We start from the raw sequence: 20255 nt of genomic DNA, 5'->3' as shown, positions 1-20255 counted from the left end.
AAAACTTGCGTAACAATTTATGATTTCTGCTTTCCCTTTTTGTCATTAATTGCTTACTTTGTCAAGCGTTATAAAACGTAATAATAATTAGTTTAAAAATTCATGCAGCACGTACTTTATCTTAAGGATGCCTCTATATTTCAAGGCGACAGTTTGGTTTTATCTGATGTTAATGTTGAAATTAACAAAGGTGATTTTGTTTATTTAATTGGGAAAACCGGATCGGGAAAAAGTAGTTTTATGAAAACGCTTTATGGCGATTTACAACTTACCAAGGGCGAAGGCAGCATTGTTGATTTTGATTTACGCCATTTAAAAGAGAAGGATATTCCGTTTTTACGCCGAAAATTAGGTGTCGTGTTTCAAGACTTTAAACTATTAACGGATAGAACCATTAATGAAAACTTATTATTTGTTTTAAAAGCAACTGGCTGGAAGGACAAAAAAGACATGAATACACGTGTGGAAGACGTTTTAAATAAGGTTGATATGAAAACCAAAGGCTTCAAATTCCCGCATGAACTATCTGGAGGTGAACAGCAACGAGTAGCTATAGCACGCGCTCTATTAAATGATCCAGAACTTATTTTAGCCGATGAGCCTACTGGAAATTTAGATCCCCAAACTAGTGTGGAAGTTATGGAAGTGTTACGCGATATTAATAAAAACGGCAACACCATTTTAATGGCAACTCATGATTACGCGCTACTTTTAAAGTACCCAAGTAAAACTTTAAAATGTGATGACAATCAAATTTATGAAGTAGTACAACGTAAGGCATAATTGTTTTCAGATTCTAAAATTTTAGTAGTTATAAATGCCCTCTATCCTTTTATCATGTTTTATACAAAAATAAAGTCGCATTTCCACTTACTGTAAAACGGTGTAACCGCAATTAATTATGTAGATTTGACCCCTTGACTAAAATGCCCAAATGCTTTCTATTTTAATTCCAACATATAATTATAATGTATATCCGCTAGCCAATAAGCTAATGGAAGACGCAAGTCGTTTAGGCATTCCATGCGAATTAATTTGTATGGACGATGGTTCTGGTTCGGATTTAAACACAGCCAATGAACGGATTAACAACTTACCCAACGCTACTTTTTTAATAAGTAAAAAAAACAACGGTAGAACCCTTACCCGGCAACTGCTAGCCAAACAAGCCAATAACGATTGGCTTTTGTTTTTAGATGCTGATGTTATGCCGAAAAATGATGATTTTTTAAAAAAATATATGGATTTGATTAGTGACTCAAATCCCATTATTTTTGGTGGTATTGCCTATAATGAAAAAGATTACCAATTAGAAAACTCACTCCGTTTTAAATTTGGCAGTAAACGTGAAGTTGTAAGTGCTCAAAATCGAAATAAATTACCATATCGCGTGGTGTGTTCTGCAAATTTCCTAACCAAAAAAAACATGTTTTTGGATATTAACGCGTTAAATTTAAATCACGCTTATGGTATGGATTACATTTTTGGAATGACATTGAAAACACAATTAATTCCTGTAAAACACATTGACAACGAGGTTTATCATTTAGGTATTGATGAAAATCATAACTTTTTAGCTAAAACAAAACGAGGGCTTCAAACGTTACATTCTAGAAACAACGATATGATTATTTTGAATAATCAAATTAATCTTCTAAAATATTATAGAATCTTAAAAAAAATAAGACTTCATAACTGTTTTGGTCAATTTATGTTATATTTAGATAAACCTGTAACGTCAAATTTGGTCAACAGTAAAAACCCAAGTTTGTTTTTATTTGACTTATATAGGTTGGGGTATTTTTGTAGACTTAAATAGACTTTCAGCCTCTTGAACCATTAATCTTTCAATTCTAAAACCAATTTGAATAATTTAACAACTTCTTCAAACCCACTTTTTTCAATTATAATTCCGCTTTATAACAAGGCTAATTTTGTAAAAAGCACCATTGATCAGGTTTTAAATCAGCGTTTTCAAAATTTTGAAATTATTGTGATTAATGACGGGTCAACAGATGCCAGTTTAGACGTTGTTCAAAATATTAAAAACGACAAAATCTCTATTTTCACCACAAAAAACCAAGGTGTATCAGCTGCTAGGAATTTTGGTGTTTCTAAAGCAAGAACTGATTATATGGTATTTTTAGACGCCGATGATTCATGGCTTCCAAACCATTTAGAAAACTTAAAAAACTTATTAGATGCGTTTCCAGACTGTGGTTTATATTGCACAGGTTATGCTAAAAAAATAAAATCTCATGTGTACCCAGCGTCTTTTAATAAGGTTCCAAATGACGTAAATTGGTACGGAATTATACCCGATTATTTTGAATCGAGTATAACCAATGCTATAGCATGGACTTCTGCCAGCATGGTTCCTAAAAGTGTGTTGCTCGAATTAAAGGGTTTTGATGAAGGCATTACATTTGGCGCTGGTGAAGACACAGATTTATGGATCCGCATTGCCTTGAAGTATCCTGTAGCCTTTAATAATGACGTAACAGCCATACATAATCTTCATGCAGAAAATAGAATTTCTAATACAAAAACAGATTTACGCACCTTTATAGATTTAGATAAGTATGACAGTTTTGCCAAAAACCACCCTTCTTTAAAAACGTATTTAGATATAAATAGATTTTCAATTGGAATTAAATACCGTTTAAATGGGCAGCATGTTTTGGCTGAATCCTACTTCCAGAAGATTGACCCCAATAGCTTGAATAGCAAACAACGTATGTTAATAAAGAAGAATCAACAAACCTTAATAGTTTTAAAGTATCTTCAAAAAAATTTAAGAAAATGGCGAATTAATTTATCACCTTTTAAATAGTTCAAACGCTTCATAATCGCGAATATAATCGCTTTCATCATAATCTTCTGAAGCTAAAACCAAGCAGACCGATCCTGAAGAAAAATTATCAATTTCACGCCAAATTCCCGGAACTATTAACAAGCCTTTATCTGGTTTATTTAAGGTGATTTTCCGTTCATTTTCACCATCTTTTAGGTGTACTTCAAAACTACCACTTAAGGCAACAAGCATTTGATATAGTTTTTTATGTGCATGACCACCACGATACGAATCGCTTGGTACATCATATAAATAATAGACTCTTTTTATATTAAATGGAATACAGTCTTTTTCAATTACGGCAAGTTTTCCACGTGTATCACTAACCGTTGGAACTTCAACAATTGAAACGTTATTTATAGTTGTTTTCATCTAAATTTTCAATTAATTTTTTCCAATCTTCACAAATATTTTCTAAAGAAAACTTTTCAACACTCCTTTTAGCATTGGATTTGCATTGCTGGTAGAGTGTCTCATCAAATATAAAACTATTCATGGCTTCTGCCAGAGCATTCGCATTATAATTTTCTACGAGCAAGCCATTGTGTTTGTTCTGAATAATTTCATTAGGACCAGATTGGCAATCTACAGAAATAACTGGTGTTTCTAAATATAAGGATTCCGGTAATACCAACGGAAACCCTTCATAACGACTGCTTAAAACCGTAAACTTTGCATGTTTAGCATATATATAAGGGTTGTCGGTTTGCGGTTTAAACACGACATCTTTCTCTAATTTAAGCGTTTTTACAAAACCCGTTAACATGGCTTTATCTGAACCGCTTCCTAAAATTAAAAGTTTATAGTTTTGCCGTGCTAATGCCGATTTCTTGTAAGCTTCAATAAGCAACTTCAGATTTTTAGAATCATCATCTAATCGGCCATAAAATAAAATATAGTCGGTTTCTAAAAACGGATCATTATTTGGCTCTGACGCTCGTTTATCAATGTTCTGAAAGTCAAATGCATTATGAATACATTCAATATGTTTTAAGTTATATTTCTTTTTAAAATGAGTTGCAATGGCTTCAGAAACACCAATCATAACTTCATGCTTATACAAATAGCTACTTAACCAATCCTGCTTTGGAAACATGATATTGGTTTCAAACGAATGAATAACATACACCGTTGGTGCTTTATAAATGAATTTGGAAATAATAAATTCCCGATACGATTGTACACGCGAACGATGATCTATAATAACATCAAAATTCTGTGTTTTTAAAAACTTTCTAAACTTAAAAAGCCTAGAAATCCGGTTAAAGGATGATTGCTTATCAGATTTGTAAAGCCCTAAATTAAATAAGGTTCCTGAATAGGTATAGAATACATCTGGAAAAATGGTAACAATATGCACATCATAACCTAGCCTATATAGCAAGTGAGACTGCAAAGCTGCCGCATGTTCCGCACCACCTTTTCCAAGGGAAGATACTACCAAACAAATCTTTTTATTGTTACTTTGCAAGAATTTAGATTTAAAAATCAAATATAGTAAACGAATTGGTGCCAACTAAATTTTAGTTAACCTAGCTCTATTTTTGAAAAGACTAATAGTATATTGATGAAAATTTTATTAATCGGTGAATATAGCAGGCTCCACAATTCTTTAAAAGAAGGTTTAGAAGCTTTAGGAATGACGGTTACGATAGCTGGTTTTGGTGATTATTTCAAGAATTACCCAGTGGATATTCGTTTTGAAAACTCGTTTAACTCTGGCATTCCATTTTTGATCAAAAAGGTAATTTATAAACTTACGGCAATCGATTTGAATTCTGTATTTATAAAAAGGCAGTTTGAGAATCATAAAAACCATCTGAAAGGTTATGACATCGTTCAACTGATAAATGAAAACCCATTTAACACTCTACCTAAAACTGAAAAATTACTTTTAGATTTTATTTTTAGACACAATAAAAATGTCTTTTTATTGTCTTGTGGTACAGATTACATAAGCGTTAAGTATGCTTTTGATAAAAAATTTAAATATTCCATTTTTACGCCATTTGAGCAAGAAAAGGTACCCAAAGCAAACTATTGGCATATACTAAAATGGCAAAGGAAATCTTATAAAAAATTACACGATTATATGTTTAAAAACATTAAAGGTGTACTGGCTAGCGATTTGGATTACCACATTCCTTTAATAGGAAATAAAAAATATTTGGGCATGATGCCTAACCCTATAAATTTAGAAAAATTAGATTATATCAATTTAAAAGTAACCGATAAAATTGTCATTTTTCATGGTATCAATCAAAAGAATTATTACAAAAAAGGCAATGATATTTTTGAAGCTGCTTTGGACATTTTAAAGAAAAACCATGCCGATAAAATTGAAATTATTACTGTAAAAAGTTTGCCTTATGCTGAATATATAAAAGCATTTAATCAAGCGCATATTTTGCTAGATCAAGTTTTTGCCTATGATCAAGGTTTTAATGCTTTGGAAGCTATGGCAAAAGGCAAGGTCGTTTTTACAGGTGCAGAACAAGAGTGGTTAGATTACTACAATATTGAAGAGGATACGATTGCCATTAATGCGGAACCTGATGCTGAAAAAATTGCTAGAAAATTAGAATGGTTGATATTACATCCTGAAAAAATTTCAGAAATCTCCAAAAACGCTAGAGCTTTTATTGAAAAAGAACATCATTATGTTGATGTTGCAAAACTGTATTTAGAAACGTGGGAATCTAAACTCTCGGAAAACGCAACTCCAAAGATACTCTAGTTATATCCTTATTATTATTTACGGCTGCACCATGAATTAAAAAAGGCGTAAAAATTAAAGCGTCTCCCGGTTTTGGGTTTGGTCTTGTCATTTTAATAGTTCCGGTTTTGGTTTCCAATATACATGGCACATAATATATATTACCATTAATTTCGGCACCTTTACTCGCGGTTCTTAAAATGTTATTCTCTGGAATTAAATGGCTGCCTGGAAAAACAGGTAGGGATGGGTTTTCATTACAGCCTTCAATTGGAATCCAGACATTTATAATATCTTCCCAATAGCTTAAATAACCATCTCTGTGCGGTGGATTTATATCTAAAGAATTCGGTCTGCTTATCCTGATTTGGATATGCGATTTTTGGAGTTCTTCAACCCATGATGTTAATTTATAACCTAAAATTGCTCCAAAACGTTCTGCTAGCGCATCAATATTAAAGTCGAAATCTTCGTTTTCTAAATTTCTAGTGATGTTAATTACTTGGTTGTGTAATTCATCTGTGTTTACTATTTCATGGTATTTAGCTAGTGTAAAGGTGTTTTCATCCAACGAAATATTATTTGCTTTTATAGCCTTAATTATGTTTTGAGTTAGAGATTCTTTCAATCTTGAAAATTCATCATTTATAAAAGCACCAACAACTTTATACCCTTCATGCTCCCAAGGCATTTTTGATAAAACACTATTTGTTTTATTATAAAGCAATTCTTCTTTTCCCCAAAAAAACGCACCCTTTACATTAAACTCATAAGGTTTATCATCAATATATATATGACAGGTTTTTGTATTCATAGGTTTAAGAATCTAATTCATTTTCATCTTCAGAAATCACACCAAACAATGATGAACTAAAAATAAGCAATATCAATCCGTAATATAAAACATAGGATGCAAAGTGTGCAATATTAGCACCTTTTACACCATAAATATCAATAAAGTAAATACTCATAAAATATAAAATGGCCACTGAAAAAGCTTCGGTTATAATATAATGCCAGAACATTTTTTTTGCTAAAAACTGATACGCAATTACAATGGAAAGTACTTTTACGAAATCGCCTAATAATTGCCACAAGAATAAATCGGCTACGGGTTTGAACTCTTCAGTAAACAATACCAAAACTATAATATGGCGCAATAAATAAATCACTAATAATCCGCCAGCAAAAATGGGAATAATAGTTTTATAGAAATTGAAAACTTCGGCTCTAAATTCTTTTTTATTATCAATTTCAGAAAATCTTGGTAAAATATAAAGGGTCAATAAAGAGGATACGAACATTAAGTAATATCGAGAAATTCGGTTCATAGATTCCCACATACCGGCTTCTCTTAATCCAACCGTATCTGTTATATAATTCCGAATGGCAATGGCTACAATTGGCAGTAAAAAGGCAGAAAAAATAGCCATCACAGAATAAGAACTCAATTTTTTTACATAATCTAAACTAATATGTTTCACCTGAATTAATCCTGCCAAACTACGCCTGTTAGCAATACCAACCAAGGTAATAAAGAATAACAAGGATTCAGAGATAACAACCGAAATCAAAGCACCATCCAAGCGCTCTTTATATATTAATAGAATGGTTATGGAAAGCCCAAAAATCTGTCCAATAATATTAATAACAATCAGTATTTTATATTTTGAAAAGCCATTCAGGATTCCAAAAATGAACATGTTTAAGGCATAAAATGGCAAAGCAATGGCCATAATCCGGATTACATAAGCATAGTCATTATAATAGGCAAAGACAGAATCATTAATAGATTCCGCATTATAGTAACAGAAAAAAGATACGATTATGGTCGCAATAAAACCGGAATAGAAAACGGTGGAAATTGTTTTACTAAGCTCCAAAGTATTCTCTTTGAATTCGGCAACATATTTTACCACGCCATTATACAAACCCAATGTAGAAACCGCTTGAACCGAGCTTAAAAAATTACGCAAGTTCCCAATTAAAGCCATTCCTTCTAATCCAACAAATAAAGCAATCACTTTGGAGGTTAAAAACCCAGAAATGATTTTAACTAACATTGAAACCGAGTTTAAAGAGGCAACCTTAAACAAGACATTACTATTAATATAGTTTAATAAACGTTTCAATTAGTAGGTGTTTAGGATGTTAATAATTTTTATCACATCAGAATCTGACAGAATTGGGCTCATGGGAATACTAACCACATTGTTATGTATAGTTTCTGTAATGGGTAATTTTAAATGCGCATAGTTGTGTAATGCCGTTTGTTTATGCGGTGGAATTGGGTAATGGATTAGGGTTTCCACATTATGTGACTGCAAATAGTTTACAAACAAAGCTCTATCCTCTACCTGAACCACAAACACATGAAATACATGATTTTCAGAACCGTCATAGAATGGCAGTTTAATTTTAGAGTTTTTAATTCCTTTTAAATACTGATTTGCTACTCGGCGTCTTTCGTTATTATCAGCATCTAAATCTGGTAATTTAATATTTAAAAAAGCAGCTTGTAGGGCATCTAAACGTTTATTGTAACCAACACGTGTATTTACATATTTTTTTTCAGAGCCATAATTTCGCAATTCAGAAATAGCCTTTGCTAATGCCTTATTGTTTGTTGTTACTGCGCCAGCATCACCTAATGCACCCAAATTTTTTCCTGGATAAAAGCTAAACGCAGCTGCATCTGCCAAATTTCCTGCTCTTTTTCCGTTGGAATATTTTGCTCCTTGCGCTTGAGCAGCATCTTCCACAACCAGTAAATTATGATTTTTAGCTAGATTATTTATGCCGTCCATATTGGCCAATTGACCATATAAATGCACGACCAAAATAGCTCTTGTTTTTGATGAAATGTGTGTTTCAATTTTAGAAACATCAATGTTGTAAGTTTCTGGATCTGGCTCAACAAAAACAGGCTTTAAGTCGGCATGGATAATGGCTAAAACACTTGCTATAAACGTATTTGCAGGTACGATAACTTCATCACCAGGTTTTAATTTGCCTAATGCCATGTAGGCTTTAAAAATTAAAATTAAAGCATCCAATCCATTACTGATACCTATGGTATATTTAGTACCACAATATTGCGAAAAACGCGTTTCAAAAGCATCAACTTCAGGACCAAGAATGTAGCTGCCATTTTTTAAAAATTGCTGAAATTTTTCTTGAAATGCTGCTTCATAACGTGCATTTATTGCTGAAAGATCTAGAAATTTTATCATAGCATCACGTTATTTAGTTTTACATGATTACACACGGGTACCGAATAAAAATCTTGTGTCATACTACGAGCTCCAAATCCTTCTTTCCAATAGAGTAATCCAGAATTCACCTGTTTACCTTGATTTTCGTTAGAAATACCAAAGTCGAAAAATGGTTTATTTTTAAAGGCAGTTTTCAAAAGAAAGTCATGTAAAAAATCCAAACTCCCTAATTGATTTTTATCCGCATTCCCCGAAATATATTGCGAATGTGCTACCTGATCTGTTATAAAAATCGTGGTTCCAGCAACCAATTCATTATTTCTATAAACGTTGAATTGCTTAATATTATTAGGAAAACGCTCTTGTAATAATTTAATTTCGTTTAATGAATGAACTGGTTTCGCGTCATGCTTATCTTCCAAATTCGGTATAAGAATGGTATTCCAAAAATCATCAAAAAGATTGTCATTTTTAACGACTAATTGATTTTTAACGCCACGTTTTACGCCATCCTTTCGGTCTTTTGAAAATGCTACTTCTTCAGAAAGTTTCACAACTGAAAGCATATCACGCCTGATTAATTTGGCTTCCATTAAAAACATGAGGTAGTTACTTTCATCGTTTGGAATACTTGAATAAATAGCAGGCAATTGTTTAATCTGCAATGTATTAAACCCTTCAGATTCGAAAAACAGAAGAAGACTTTTAAAAATTTCTAAAACCGCATGAAATTTTAATTTGGCACTATATACCAAACCTCCATAGGTTAACCCTTGATGACTAAAAATTGTTTTTTCTACTTTATTAGCTGGAAAAACGGCAATAGGTTTATCATTTTTAAATATAATTACAGACGCATCCTGAAAACGATCTTGATGATAGTCTATAAAATCCCGATGGAATAAAAACGTACCATTTTTAGAATTATAAACCAATTTATTCCATTGAGAATAAAAAGACGGTTCGTAAAACTGAACAGCATATGTAGAATTATTTAAATGGCTATCGGTCAAAATTTAAATTTATTTATAAGCGGTTTCAAGAACCACCAATCTCTTTCTTTAAAATACAACAACACACTAATAATAATTAAAAATTCAAAAGGAAAACTGAATCTATTATTGGTACCATAAGTTAATAGTGCTTGAAGTATGGACGCTATAAATATAACAGACATTATTATAAAACCGATATCTATTGTTCTATTTTTAATGGCTTTTATAATTAATACTGGCACTAAGAGTAAAAAAACAATTCGGAATAGATATATAATAGGTTCCTGAATATACCAAATACCTCGAAATAGTTTGTTGGCGTATTTAAAATTGAAATCGTTATAATTCCAATAAAGCGTAGGGTTCCAGAAATCGCGCCAAGAATAAAAAACCACTTGATGCAAGTATTCCATGGGATTGTTGGCAATGGTAACTTTAGCATATTCTGTTAGCGCTTTGGATAATTCGGAAAACTCCATATGGTACTTATCATAGGCGCCATCATCATAAGCATACCAAATGGACATGGCAATGTCTTTATTTTCTAGAATGGCTTGGTCTCTATAGGCTACATAAGGCTCTGAAAGCCATTTGAATTCATCGGGAGATTTTTCGGCAAAACGCACACAATTCTGGGAGATATAAACACCCATTAAGGTGGTAGAAGAAAAATAACCGTGATGTTTTTCTACAACCGAAGACCATCCTAGATACGCTAATACAGGAAATACTAAAATGATAAATCGCGAGGCTAATAATTTAAAATTTTTAGGCTCCTGTAAAAACCAAAAACCATATAATAGAAAAGGAATATATAGATAAAATGGCTTGGTAAGCACCAAATAACCAAATAGTAAACCCAATATCACATGCATAGCAAACGTTTGCTTGTTTAGGGTAATTAAGTAAAAAGCCAGCGTGATTAATAACAGGACAAAGGTTTCCATTAAAATGGCCGTTTCAAAAAAGTAAATATGAATAAACGTTTGTAAAAACAGCGTGATATAAAGACTTTGTTTTTTTGAAAACCTTAAATTCTGTAATAATAAATACCACAAAATAGCTGTTAAAATTCCAAATAGAAATTGATAAAAAACAGTAACATACAAATTTCCAAAGGACAGTGCTATAATTAATGCATAACCTGGCGTTCGTGCACCATCATAGCCCGAATAACTTAAGGCAGAAATATGCTGGGCCAAATCAATATAGCCCGAGCTATCTGGATAGATAGTAACATGCGTATAAAACACAAAAAAGATGAACATACGCACCAGTAAACCAAACGCACTGATATAAATTATATTGGTATCCTTTATCATATTTATAAAATAGCCTTATTATTTAATAGTTGGGATTTCAAATTTTCCAATTTTCTACTATTTGAGATTCTGTAAAATAGGCAACCTTCTTATGTCCGGTTTGCTTGCTCAAAATATTTAATTGAAGCGACCCTAAAACAAAAACACCTATACTTATTAATAAGGAATTAAAAAGCGTTGCCATCAAGGTACTACTCCAACCAGGAACAGCAACATCAATCACATATTTTTTATAGAGAATAAAGCCTGTTAAAATAAGGATACCTAAAATTAAAAACATACAAAGTTTTATAAACACAAAAAGCAAGCTTTGAGCATTTTCCACGAAGGAATTGACGGCATGATAAAATAAGTTTTTGAAACCCATTTTAGATTCGCCCGAAATTCGTTGATTCCTATCCCACTTCACTTGTGTTTTATAGCATTTCTGATTATCGAGAAAAGCCGCTAAATGCACAAAAGAATTTTCCGTAGCCGTGTTGACCAGTTTCGGACTCATCATACAGAAATTACCGAAGTTTAAGCGTTTACCAATAACTACTTTAAACAAGCTTTGATATAAGCGATAAAAGAATTTAAAGCGCCAGTTTTCATTGCGCTTGCCGCGGATTACCTGTACCAAATCCTTATCTGTATGTTTTAATAATTCTTGTATAGCGGCAGGATCATCTTCACCATCTGCATCCATGATTATTACATTATCAAAATTTTTAGAATGTGCGTAAATGAGTCCTTGTTGAATAGCTTTTTGATGTCCCATATTGAATTTCAAAGCTAGCAACACAGTGTTTATAGTAGGTGACGCTATCTTTAGGTTTTGAATTCGTGCTTTAGTATCATCAAGTGAGCCATCATCAATATAAATCAGTGCGAATAAAAAAGGAAGTTTTTCTAATTCAGTTACAAGCTGATTAGTAAGAATATCAATTCCTGAACTTTCATTAAAACAAGGTAAAAGAACGGCTATTTTTTTCATGTAATTTTATAAAATTAAAAATACAGTTTCTCTATTTGGTTAGCTTATTAAAAACAACTTCATTCTGTGCATTTTTGTCATTATAATTACCAATAGGTTCCCATTTGGAAAAAGGTATAAAACTTTTATGTACTTAAAGTTATTTTCAACTTGTTTGGGCTTTCAGTAAAATTGACATTACGCGTATGCAAGCACTAAAATACTTATTATTTTAAAACATTTGGTCGTTCTAAAAATTTTATTAGTTTATCTTTCACAACTCAATTAGTATTCAGTCTATCCATGTTGAAAAAACGGAACATAACTTATAAGAAAGGTATTGAAATTATTCTTTATGCGCTGGTCTTCCTCTATTGTATTTTCCATGATGCTATTTATTCCCCAGATACACCTAGTTACATAAATGCAAACATCTATAGATCGCCTGGTTATCCTATTTTTACCAGGTCTATTCAAATCGTTTTTCAAGGTTATTTTAATTTTTTTATTGTTTTAATTCAAGCACTATTAGGTCTTTTTGCAGTTTACACCATTAGCTCAAAGGTTCGTAAAATTCTAGAATTAAATTATGTATTACATCTGATTTTTTTAGTACTCTTACTTTTTCCTTTTTTTTCACCATTACAAGTGGCAAACAATATTAGTTCTGAAGGTTTAAGCTATCCTTTATATTTATTCTTTTTATCTTTTTCTTTAGATTTCATAATACTGAATACCAAGAAGTCCCTTATTTATATAATAATTTGCAGCATCTTTTTGGCTTTAACCCGAGGACAATTTTTAATACTTCCATTTGTTTTGGCCATTTTATATATTTTTAAATATAAAAGAACCGTATTTAATCGGTTTCATTTAACGAGGTTTATACTATTATTGATTATCCCTTTTATTTCAATTTTGGTAGATAAATCATATCATAAAATAAAAGATGGCTTATTCATTTCCACGCCATTCACTTACATAAATGCTGCTGCATCAGCATTATATATTAGCAAGGCTGAAGATGTTAATAGTTTAGAAAATGAGGATTATAAACACATATTTAATGATTGTTATTCCTTTATCTCAAAAAATAAATGGCTTTTATCTAGTGAAGAACGAATGAGTAACGCTGAAGATTATAAGCACTTTCACAGAAATTTAGGAAAAATATGCAATTTAACACTACATGAACGAGGTACAGCGTATTTTCTAAACAAAAATAATACGATTGTCGAAGCCAGATATTATACGGAGCAAGCTGCTAAAGCTATGTTTCCCATATTAGTGAAAAATAATTTTAAGGAATGGATTTGTTTGTTTTACAGTAATTTAATTTATGGTTTTAAACTACCAATACTATTTATATTTGTTTTATTCGCGATGCTTTTTAGTGCCTTTAAAGCAATTAAAGTATCTAATAAAAACGTTTATATAGTATTATTTCTATCTGCTTTAATTCTATCAAATGCATTAGTTGTTGCATTTGCCAGCCATTCTATCATGAGGTATTTATTTTATAATTATTCATTGTTTTTTTTAATCCTTGTGTCCATTTTTAAATATATAAATCATGTCAGAGAAAATTGAATTATCTATTGTAATGCCTTGCCTAAATGAGGCGGAAACTTTAGAGATTTGTATTAGAAAAGCACAAAGTTTTTTAATAAAAAATCATGTGCGTGGTGAAATTATAATTGCTGATAATGGTAGTACTGATGGTTCACAAAATATTGCTAATTTACTTAATGCCCAAATAGTAACTATATTAGAAAAAGGTTATGGAAGTGCTCTTCGTGGTGGCATCAAGGCTGCATCTGGCAAATACATTATAATGGCAGATGCAGATGATAGTTATGACTTTGAATCGCTTTTACCATTTTTAACAACCTTAAGATCTGGTTCAGATTTTGTTATAGGAAATCGGTTTAAAGGCGGAATTGAAAAAGGTGCCATGCCATTTTTACATAAATATTTGGGGAATCCTGTTCTCTCCTTTTTGGGTAGATTGTTTTTTAGAATTGAAATAGGCGACTTCCATTGTGGTTTACGCGGGTTTTCAAAAGAAGCATACCTTAAGATGAATTTAAAAACTACTGGAATGGAATTTGCTTCAGAAATGATAGTTAAATCCAAACTCAATAATCTTTCAATGGTGGAAGTTCCTACAAAACTACATCAGGATGGTAGAACAAGACCACCACATTTGAATACATGGCGAGATGGCTGGCGTCATCTTCGTTTTTTATTATTGTACAGCCCAACTTGGTTGTTTTTAATCCCTGGAATTACGTTAATGGTTTTAGGTTTTTGCGTGTCCGTATTATTAATAATTCAACCAGTAATTATAAAACATATTATGCTGGACATACATACCCTTTTGTATTCATCTAGCATGATTCTTATTGGGTTTCAATTTTTTGTTTTTTATGCACTTACCAAAATATACGCCGTTGAAAATGGATTACTACCAAAAAGCAATCGCTACAACAAACTATTTAAATATTTGAATCTAGAAACAGGACTGATAACTGGTGGCGTATTTCTAATAATTGGAATTACATTGAGCTTTTATGGATTTTCTATTTGGAAAGACACCCATTTTGGCAACTTAAATCCATCTCATACATTCCGGATAATAATACCTGCAGTATTCACTATATTATTTGGTATGCAGATTATATTTTTCAGTTTATTTTTTAGTATCCTAGGTTTAAAAAATAATCCAAATTAATTCTATTTTTTAATCTAGTTGCAGTTAACAATTCTCGGAGTTTGATAAAGACATGATAAAATGATTGCAACACATTCCTGAATTAAATTACCTATTTTTTTTATATTCTTATAAAACAAAAAAGAGGAATCGTTTTACGGATTCCTCTTGAGGGTATAATTAAGTACTCGAATTTTGATTAGAAATTCTTATTACGTTTTCTTTCAACTTCTGTTAAGTAAATTTTACGCAAACGAATATGGTTTGGTGTAACCTCAACATACTCATCTTTCTGGATATATTCTAAAGCTTCTTCTAAAGAGAACTTTATTGCCGGAACAATCTTGGCTTTATCATCAGCACCAGAACTACGAACGTTACTTAACTTCTTGGTTTTTGTTACGTTAATGGCCATATCGTCACCACGTGAGTTTTCACCAATTACTTGACCTTCATAAATATCTTCACCTGGATCGACGAAAAACTTACCACGATCTTGTAATTTATCAATAGAGTAAGGAATTGCTTGACCTTTTTCCATAGATACTAATGAACCATTTTGACGTTCTGGAATACCACCTTTTAACGGTTGGTATTCTTTAAAACGGTGTGCCATAATAGCTTCACCCGCTGTAGCTGTTAATAATTGGTTACGTAAACCAATAATTCCACGAGATGGTACAATAAACTGACAAACCATACGGTCGCCTTTAGCTTCCATACTAGTCATTTCACCTTTACGCATGGTTACCATTTCAATAGCTTTCCCTGAAACATGTTCTGGTAAATCAATTGTCATTTCTTCAACTGGCTCACATTTTACACCATCAATTACCTTGATAATTACTTGTGGTTGACCAATTTGAAGCTCATAACCTTCACGACGCATGGTTTCTATTAATACCGATAAGTGTAATACACCACGACCAAAAACCATAAATTTATCTGCACTATCCGTTTCTTCAACACGTAATGCTAAATTTTTCTCTAGTTCTTTAAATAAACGGTCTTTAATATGACGAGACGTTACAAATTTACCATCCTGACCAAAAAATGGCGAATCATTAATTGTAAATAACATACTCATTGTTGGTTCATCAATAGCAATTGTTTTTAAACCTTCTGGGTTTTCAGCATCTGCAACCGTATCGCCAATTTCAAAACCTTCAAGTCCTACAATAGCACAAATATCACCTACTTGAACTTCTTCTACTTTTTTACGACCTACACCTTCAAAAACATGTAACTCCTTAATTCTGTTTTTCACAATGCTTCCGTCTCTTTTTACTAACGAAATATTCTGACCAACTTTAAGTTCACCACGTGTTAAACGACCAATAGCTATTCGACCGGTGAAAGACGAAAAATCTAAAGATGTAATTAACATTTGTGTGTTTCCTTCTGGAATTTTTGGCGCTGGAATATGCTCAATAACCATATCTAATAATGGCTCTATATTATCTGTTTCAACTTTCCAGTCGTCACTCATCCAGTTATTTTTAGCTGAACCGTAAACGGTTGGAAAATCTAACTGCCACTCCTCTGCACCTAATTCGAACATAAGATCGAATACTTTTTCATGCACCTCATCTGGTGTACAGTTTTCTTTATCTACTTTATTAATAACTACGCAAGGCTTTAAACCTAAATCGATAGCTTTCTGCAACACAAAACGCGTTTGAGGCATTGGACCTTCAAAAGCATCAACTAATAAGCAAACACCATCTGCCATGTTTAAAACACGTTCCACTTCACCACCAAAATCGGCGTGACCAGGTGTATCAATAATATTAATTTTTGTGCCTTTATAAATTACCGATACGTTTTTAGATGTAATAGTAATTCCACGTTCACGTTCTAAATCATTATTATCTAATATTAAATCACCTGTATTTTCGTTTTCACGAAACAATTGACAGTGGTACATAATTTTATCCACCAAGGTAGTTTTACCGTGATCGACGTGAGCAATGATTGCAATGTTTTTTATTTGAGCCATATATGGTGCCTTATTTTAAGCGTGCAAAGGTACATTAAATTATTTTCTAATTTAACATCTGAACAAATAAATGTTAATCACCTCGTAATATTAGGGTTATGAAGGAATATTTGTAAGTTAATTCCGTATTTACATGGAATAAATCCATGAGAATTCATGCTAAAAAATCAACTTTTTACACCCCGTCTAAATAGTTAATAATTTGTTATATTGGGGTTTTAATATACGAACTATTTGTATATTTCGTTGTATAATAATTGATAGTAAAAGTATTTACACCTGATAATTAATAGCAAAAAAAGGTATACTATTTACTACAAAATATAAGTTTAAAACCTAATTTTTGTAGACATGAAACCAATAAATGAGTATTATAAGTTTATTCCATATTTATATTTTATTGCAGCCATAGCCTATTGGTTTACGGATGTAAATAGAAACGAAGGCATCTCTGCTTATCCTATTTTATTGTTTGCCCTACCCTTTGTTTGGCAACTGTTTAAACCGAGCAAGCATCTTAATTTTACTTTAGGTATTGTTTTTGTCTGCTTATCGTCCTATATGATTTTAGCCTATTTATCAGATCTGTTTAAAATTATTTCATTTTCAGAAACCGTTAAAAGCTTCATCATTGTAGGTGGTCTGTTTGTTTTTACCAATTTTGCCATGTCCCTTTGGATGATAAGAAATAGCATAAAAAAAACTTTTTAAATGTGTATCTTTGCAGACTAAAATTCAGTCCAAATGATACTTAAAGACGTACCAAAATTAAAACATATAAATTCTGATAATTTTTTCTTATTAGCAGGTCCATGCGCCATTGAAAGCGAAGACATGGCATTGCGTATTGCAGAAAGAATTCTGACCATTACAGACAAGCTAGAAATTCCATTTATATTTAAAGGAAGTTTTAAAAAAGCCAACCGTAGCCGTATTGATAGTTTTACGGGAATTGGCGATGAAAAGGCACTTAAAATTCTTAAAAAAGTATCAGAAACTTTTGATGTTCCTACGGTAACCGATATTCATGAAGTATCTGATGCTGCCATGGCTGCTGAATATGTGGATGTTTTACAAATCCCAGCTTTTTTAGTTCGTCAAACGGATTTAGTAGTCGCGGCTGCCCAAACAGGCAAAGTCGTAAACTTGAAAAAAGGACAATTTATGAGTCCGGAATCTATGAAACATGCCGTACAGAAAGTCAAAGATTCGGGTAGCAACAAAGCATGGATTACCGATAGAGGTACTATGTTTGGCTATCAAGATATGATTGTAGACTTCCGTGGAATCCCAACCATGCGCGAATATGCACCAACTATTTTAGATGTTACGCACTCCCTACAACAACCTAATCAATCTGCAGGTGTTACTGGTGGACGTCCTGATATGATAGAAACCATTGCCAGAGCTGGTATTGTTAACCATGTGGATGGCTTATTTATTGAAACGCATTTTGATCCAGCTAACGCCAAAAGTGATGGCGCTAATATGTTGCATTTGGATAATCTTGAAAAACTATTAACCAATTTGGTTGCTATTAGAAAAACGGTTCAAAGTTTATAATTTTTATTACTTTTGCCAACTGAAAATCTATTACAGATTTGCCTTTAATTTTGAATTTAAGGGCAAATCTGTAATTTTTTTTAGATAAACGTTAAGGAACATACATTTCTTACGTCCAAACAACCCAATCTAACTAAAGAACTAAATACAACAAATGATAGTAAACCCAACTAAAATGCTATTTATAGTATTTTTTAGCATTTTAAATTGGAGTGCTTTTTCCCAAAAAGATTCAACTTCACTTTACACATCTCACAATAAAGGTAAAATATTTTTAAGCTGGGGCGGCAACAGAGAGGCCTTTACCAAATCCGACATTACATTTAAAGGAGATAATTATAATTTTACACTGCAAGATGTAAAAGCCCATGATAAACCGAAAGGTTGGCACATAGATTATATTAACCCAACGCGCATTACTATACCACAAACTAATTTAAAAGTTGGCTATTTTATAACGGATAATTATTATGTAGCTTTTGGCGTGGATCATATGAAGTATGTCATGACTCAAAACCAATATGCTAATATTGATGGTTATATTAATTTGCCAGCAGACGAACCTGGTGCGATTTACAATGGCGTGTACCAAGGTGAGCAAATTCTAACCACAGAAGATTTCTTAACTTTTGAACACACCAACGGATTAAACTACGTGTATTTGGAATTTGGAAGGTTTGATGATTTATCATTTTTATTCGGTATTAAAAATACGGATATTTTTCAAATTAATATTACCGAAGGAATTGGTGCAGGTGTTTTATATCCAAAAACAAACACCAAATTATTACAAAAAGCCAGGTATGATGAGTTTCATGTATCTGGTTATGGTGTATCTTTAAATGCTGGTTTAAACTTAACCTTCTTTAAACATTTCTTTGTTCAAGGTGACTTAAGAGGTGGGTTTATTAATATGCCAGACATTAAAACCACAAGCAACTCCAATGATAGCGCGTCACAACATTTTATGTTTATTCAAACCGTTATTTCTATTGGCGCAATTTTTAGAATATAATTATGATTGAAATTAGAGAAGCAGTAATAAACGATTTACCTGAAATAACCAGTCTTTTTAGGAATACCATTTTACATATTAATTCCAAGCATTATACCGAAAATCAAATAGCCGTTTGGGCATCTGGTGCAGATAATGAAAAGAAATGGACGGCTCGTATTACCAAAAATTATTTTATTGTTGCTGAAGCAAATAACACCATTGTTGGTTTTGCCTATTTAACACAAGGTAATTATTTAGACGGATTGTTTGTACATAAAGACTACCAACGTCAAGGCATAGGCGCCAAATTATTACGCGTTATAGAATCGCAGGTAATAATGGCAGGATTTAAAGAAATAAAATCGGATGTTAGCAAAACAGCCCTTCCGTTCTTTGATGATTACTATTACGAAGTCGAAAAAAAACAGATGAAACATTTAAAAGGTGAAGTTTTTGAAAACTACATCATTTATAGAACGTTGTAATTACCGCCAAAACGATTTGTCTTTGTGTTCATAAACTTCTTTTAATATATCCATCAACACAGCATCATTGACACCTTCAAGGGTTTTATACCGAAGCGATTTAACTATTTTACGCTTTTCGGAAACTAAATACGGATCAAATTTTTTGGATATATAAGCCGAATGCCAAAAACCAATATCCACATAATCTTTACTTTGATTGATATAACAAATAGGTCGTTTCCCGATGTAATAACACGGTAATTTCCATTTATATTTTAATTCAGCTGTTGGCAAGGTGTGTATTATGACAGCTTGGACATGCATCATAATCGACTTAAATGGTTCGGGCTTATTTAAAATATAGACATCTGCTGGTTTCATATTTTTTTCTCTTCGTTCAAATTTAACATAAATTTATTTGTAATTATTCGAAATTAAAAACTAACTTTGTATTTCAAA

The 20255-nt window shown here is 32.0% G+C and carries 20 protein-coding genes; 10 read left to right on the top strand and 10 right to left on the bottom strand.

Annotated elements, in window-relative coordinates; genetic code table 11:
* The first annotated feature begins 102 nt into the window (after positions 1-102).
* From ACFPH8_RS08200 to ACFPH8_RS08190, 3 genes are all read left to right on the top strand, one after another.
* Positions 103-783, top strand: a complete 681-nt coding sequence (locus tag ACFPH8_RS08200; protein WP_376860049.1) for a cell division ATP-binding protein FtsE — start codon at positions 103-105, stop codon at positions 781-783.
* A 151-nt stretch (positions 784-934) separates the two neighbouring features.
* Positions 935-1819, top strand: coding sequence for a glycosyltransferase family 2 protein (locus tag ACFPH8_RS08195; protein WP_376860047.1), 885 nt, complete (start codon positions 935-937; stop codon positions 1817-1819).
* Positions 1820-1864: 45 nt separating this feature from the next.
* The gene (locus ACFPH8_RS08190) at positions 1865-2833 is read left to right on the top strand and encodes a glycosyltransferase family 2 protein (protein WP_376860045.1); all 969 of its coding nucleotides are present in this window, start codon (positions 1865-1867) and stop codon (positions 2831-2833) included.
* Here the strand turns inward: ACFPH8_RS08190 and ACFPH8_RS08185 are convergent.
* Positions 2819-3226, bottom strand: coding sequence for a sugar 3,4-ketoisomerase (locus ACFPH8_RS08185; RefSeq protein ID WP_376860043.1), 408 nt, complete (start codon positions 3224-3226; stop codon positions 2819-2821). The genes ACFPH8_RS08190 and ACFPH8_RS08185 overlap by 15 nt on opposite strands.
* The gene (locus ACFPH8_RS08180; protein ID WP_376860041.1) at positions 3207-4298 is read right to left on the bottom strand and encodes a glycosyltransferase; all 1092 of its coding nucleotides are present in this window, start codon (positions 4296-4298) and stop codon (positions 3207-3209) included. The genes ACFPH8_RS08185 and ACFPH8_RS08180 overlap by 20 nt, the downstream gene beginning before the upstream one ends.
* 123 nt (positions 4299-4421) lie before the next feature.
* Between ACFPH8_RS08180 and ACFPH8_RS08175 the strand changes: the two genes are divergently transcribed.
* Entirely contained in the window at positions 4422-5591 is a 1170-nt protein-coding gene (locus ACFPH8_RS08175) for a glycosyltransferase (RefSeq protein ID WP_376860039.1), read from the top strand.
* Here ACFPH8_RS08175 and ACFPH8_RS08170 read toward each other — a convergent pair.
* From ACFPH8_RS08170 to ACFPH8_RS08145, 6 genes are all read right to left on the bottom strand, one after another.
* The gene (locus ACFPH8_RS08170) at positions 5554-6384 is read right to left on the bottom strand and encodes a phytanoyl-CoA dioxygenase family protein (RefSeq protein ID WP_376860037.1); all 831 of its coding nucleotides are present in this window, start codon (positions 6382-6384) and stop codon (positions 5554-5556) included. The genes ACFPH8_RS08175 and ACFPH8_RS08170 overlap by 38 nt on opposite strands.
* Before the next feature lie 4 nt (positions 6385-6388).
* A complete protein-coding gene (locus ACFPH8_RS08165) occupies positions 6389-7633 on the bottom strand; it encodes an O-antigen translocase (protein ID WP_371922357.1) in 1245 nt (414 codons plus the stop codon).
* A gap of 69 nt (positions 7634-7702) precedes the next feature.
* Complete coding sequence (locus ACFPH8_RS08160) at positions 7703-8803, bottom strand: DegT/DnrJ/EryC1/StrS family aminotransferase (RefSeq protein ID WP_376860035.1); 1101 nt, start codon at positions 8801-8803, stop codon at positions 7703-7705.
* Entirely contained in the window at positions 8800-9798 is a 999-nt protein-coding gene (locus ACFPH8_RS08155; RefSeq protein ID WP_376860033.1) for a GNAT family N-acetyltransferase, read from the bottom strand. Before ACFPH8_RS08155 ends, ACFPH8_RS08160 begins: the two co-directional genes overlap by 4 nt.
* Positions 9795-11102 (bottom strand): hypothetical protein, encoded by a 1308-nt coding sequence (locus tag ACFPH8_RS08150; RefSeq protein ID WP_376860031.1) that lies wholly within the window; start codon positions 11100-11102, stop codon positions 9795-9797. The genes ACFPH8_RS08155 and ACFPH8_RS08150 overlap by 4 nt, the downstream gene beginning before the upstream one ends.
* Positions 11103-11139: 37 nt before the next feature.
* Entirely contained in the window at positions 11140-12078 is a 939-nt protein-coding gene (locus ACFPH8_RS08145) for a glycosyltransferase (protein ID WP_376860029.1), read from the bottom strand.
* An 897-nt stretch (positions 12079-12975) separates the two neighbouring features.
* Here ACFPH8_RS08145 and ACFPH8_RS08140 point away from each other — a divergent pair.
* Both ACFPH8_RS08140 and ACFPH8_RS08135 read left to right on the top strand, forming a co-directional pair.
* Positions 12976-13647 (top strand): hypothetical protein, encoded by a 672-nt coding sequence (locus ACFPH8_RS08140; protein WP_376860027.1) that lies wholly within the window; start codon positions 12976-12978, stop codon positions 13645-13647.
* Positions 13631-14791 (top strand): glycosyltransferase family 2 protein, encoded by a 1161-nt coding sequence (locus ACFPH8_RS08135; RefSeq protein ID WP_376860025.1) that lies wholly within the window; start codon positions 13631-13633, stop codon positions 14789-14791. The genes ACFPH8_RS08140 and ACFPH8_RS08135 overlap by 17 nt, the downstream gene beginning before the upstream one ends.
* Positions 14792-14969: 178 nt before the next feature.
* Here ACFPH8_RS08135 and typA read toward each other — a convergent pair whose 3' ends face one another.
* On the bottom strand, positions 14970-16769 hold the full coding sequence (typA, locus tag ACFPH8_RS08130) for a translational GTPase TypA (protein WP_248395270.1): 1800 nt from the start codon (positions 16767-16769) through the stop codon (positions 14970-14972).
* A gap of 351 nt (positions 16770-17120) precedes the next feature.
* On the opposite strand from typA, the gene ACFPH8_RS08125 reads away from it, so the two are divergent.
* From ACFPH8_RS08125 to ACFPH8_RS08110, 4 genes are all read left to right on the top strand, one after another.
* Positions 17121-17480: a hypothetical protein gene (locus tag ACFPH8_RS08125; RefSeq protein ID WP_248395271.1), complete on the top strand. Its 360-nt coding sequence runs from the start codon at positions 17121-17123 to the stop codon at positions 17478-17480.
* A 33-nt stretch (positions 17481-17513) separates the two neighbouring features.
* A complete protein-coding gene (gene kdsA, locus ACFPH8_RS08120) occupies positions 17514-18332 on the top strand; it encodes a 3-deoxy-8-phosphooctulonate synthase (RefSeq protein ID WP_248395272.1) in 819 nt (272 codons plus the stop codon).
* A gap of 175 nt (positions 18333-18507) precedes the next feature.
* Positions 18508-19347 carry a hypothetical protein gene (locus tag ACFPH8_RS08115; protein WP_376860022.1) on the top strand — a complete coding sequence of 280 codons (840 nt, stop codon included), beginning with the start codon at positions 18508-18510 and terminating at the stop codon, positions 19345-19347.
* Positions 19348-19349: 2 nt separating this feature from the next.
* Positions 19350-19814 (top strand): GNAT family N-acetyltransferase, encoded by a 465-nt coding sequence (locus ACFPH8_RS08110; protein WP_376860020.1) that lies wholly within the window; start codon positions 19350-19352, stop codon positions 19812-19814.
* Here ACFPH8_RS08110 and ACFPH8_RS08105 read toward each other — a convergent pair whose 3' ends face one another.
* Positions 19815-20177 (bottom strand): DUF1801 domain-containing protein, encoded by a 363-nt coding sequence (locus ACFPH8_RS08105; protein WP_376860018.1) that lies wholly within the window; start codon positions 20175-20177, stop codon positions 19815-19817.
* Positions 20178-20255: the final 78 nt, after the last annotated feature.

This window comes from Bizionia hallyeonensis (genome assembly GCF_042657385.1).
Lineage (GTDB): Bacteria > Bacteroidota > Bacteroidia > Flavobacteriales > Flavobacteriaceae > Algorimicrobium > Algorimicrobium hallyeonense.
The sequence above is the reverse complement of the archived record's forward strand: the minus strand, read 5'-3'. Positions and strand labels throughout refer to the sequence as shown.

Bases quoted from the DNA above. Each gene is read 5' to 3' on its own strand.
- ACFPH8_RS08145 (WP_376860029.1), bottom strand. From the start codon at position 12,078: ATGAAAAAAATAGCCGTTCTTTTACCTTGTTTTAATGAAAGTTCAGGA.
- ACFPH8_RS08125 (WP_248395271.1), top strand. From the start codon at position 17,121: ATGAAACCAATAAATGAGTATTATAAGTTTATTCCATATTTATATTTT.
- ACFPH8_RS08115 (WP_376860022.1), top strand. From the start codon at position 18,508: ATGCTATTTATAGTATTTTTTAGCATTTTAAATTGGAGTGCTTTTTCC.
- ACFPH8_RS08170 (WP_376860037.1), bottom strand. From the start codon at position 6,384: ATGAATACAAAAACCTGTCATATATATATTGATGATAAACCTTATGAG.
- kdsA (WP_248395272.1), top strand. From the start codon at position 17,514: ATGATACTTAAAGACGTACCAAAATTAAAACATATAAATTCTGATAAT.
- ACFPH8_RS08200 (WP_376860049.1), top strand. From the start codon at position 103: ATGCAGCACGTACTTTATCTTAAGGATGCCTCTATATTTCAAGGCGAC.
- ACFPH8_RS08160 (WP_376860035.1), bottom strand. From the start codon at position 8,803: ATGATAAAATTTCTAGATCTTTCAGCAATAAATGCACGTTATGAAGCA.
- ACFPH8_RS08165 (WP_371922357.1), bottom strand. From the start codon at position 7,633: ATGTTAGTTAAAATCATTTCTGGGTTTTTAACCTCCAAAGTGATTGCT.
- ACFPH8_RS08195 (WP_376860047.1), top strand. From the start codon at position 935: ATGCTTTCTATTTTAATTCCAACATATAATTATAATGTATATCCGCTA.
- typA (WP_248395270.1), bottom strand. From the start codon at position 16,769: ATGGCTCAAATAAAAAACATTGCAATCATTGCTCACGTCGATCACGGT.
- ACFPH8_RS08150 (WP_376860031.1), bottom strand. From the start codon at position 11,102: ATGATAAAGGATACCAATATAATTTATATCAGTGCGTTTGGTTTACTG.
- ACFPH8_RS08105 (WP_376860018.1), bottom strand. From the start codon at position 20,177: ATGAAACCAGCAGATGTCTATATTTTAAATAAGCCCGAACCATTTAAG.
- ACFPH8_RS08185 (WP_376860043.1), bottom strand. From the start codon at position 3,226: ATGAAAACAACTATAAATAACGTTTCAATTGTTGAAGTTCCAACGGTT.
- ACFPH8_RS08175 (WP_376860039.1), top strand. From the start codon at position 4,422: ATGAAAATTTTATTAATCGGTGAATATAGCAGGCTCCACAATTCTTTA.
- ACFPH8_RS08135 (WP_376860025.1), top strand. From the start codon at position 13,631: ATGTCAGAGAAAATTGAATTATCTATTGTAATGCCTTGCCTAAATGAG.
- ACFPH8_RS08110 (WP_376860020.1), top strand. From the start codon at position 19,350: ATGATTGAAATTAGAGAAGCAGTAATAAACGATTTACCTGAAATAACC.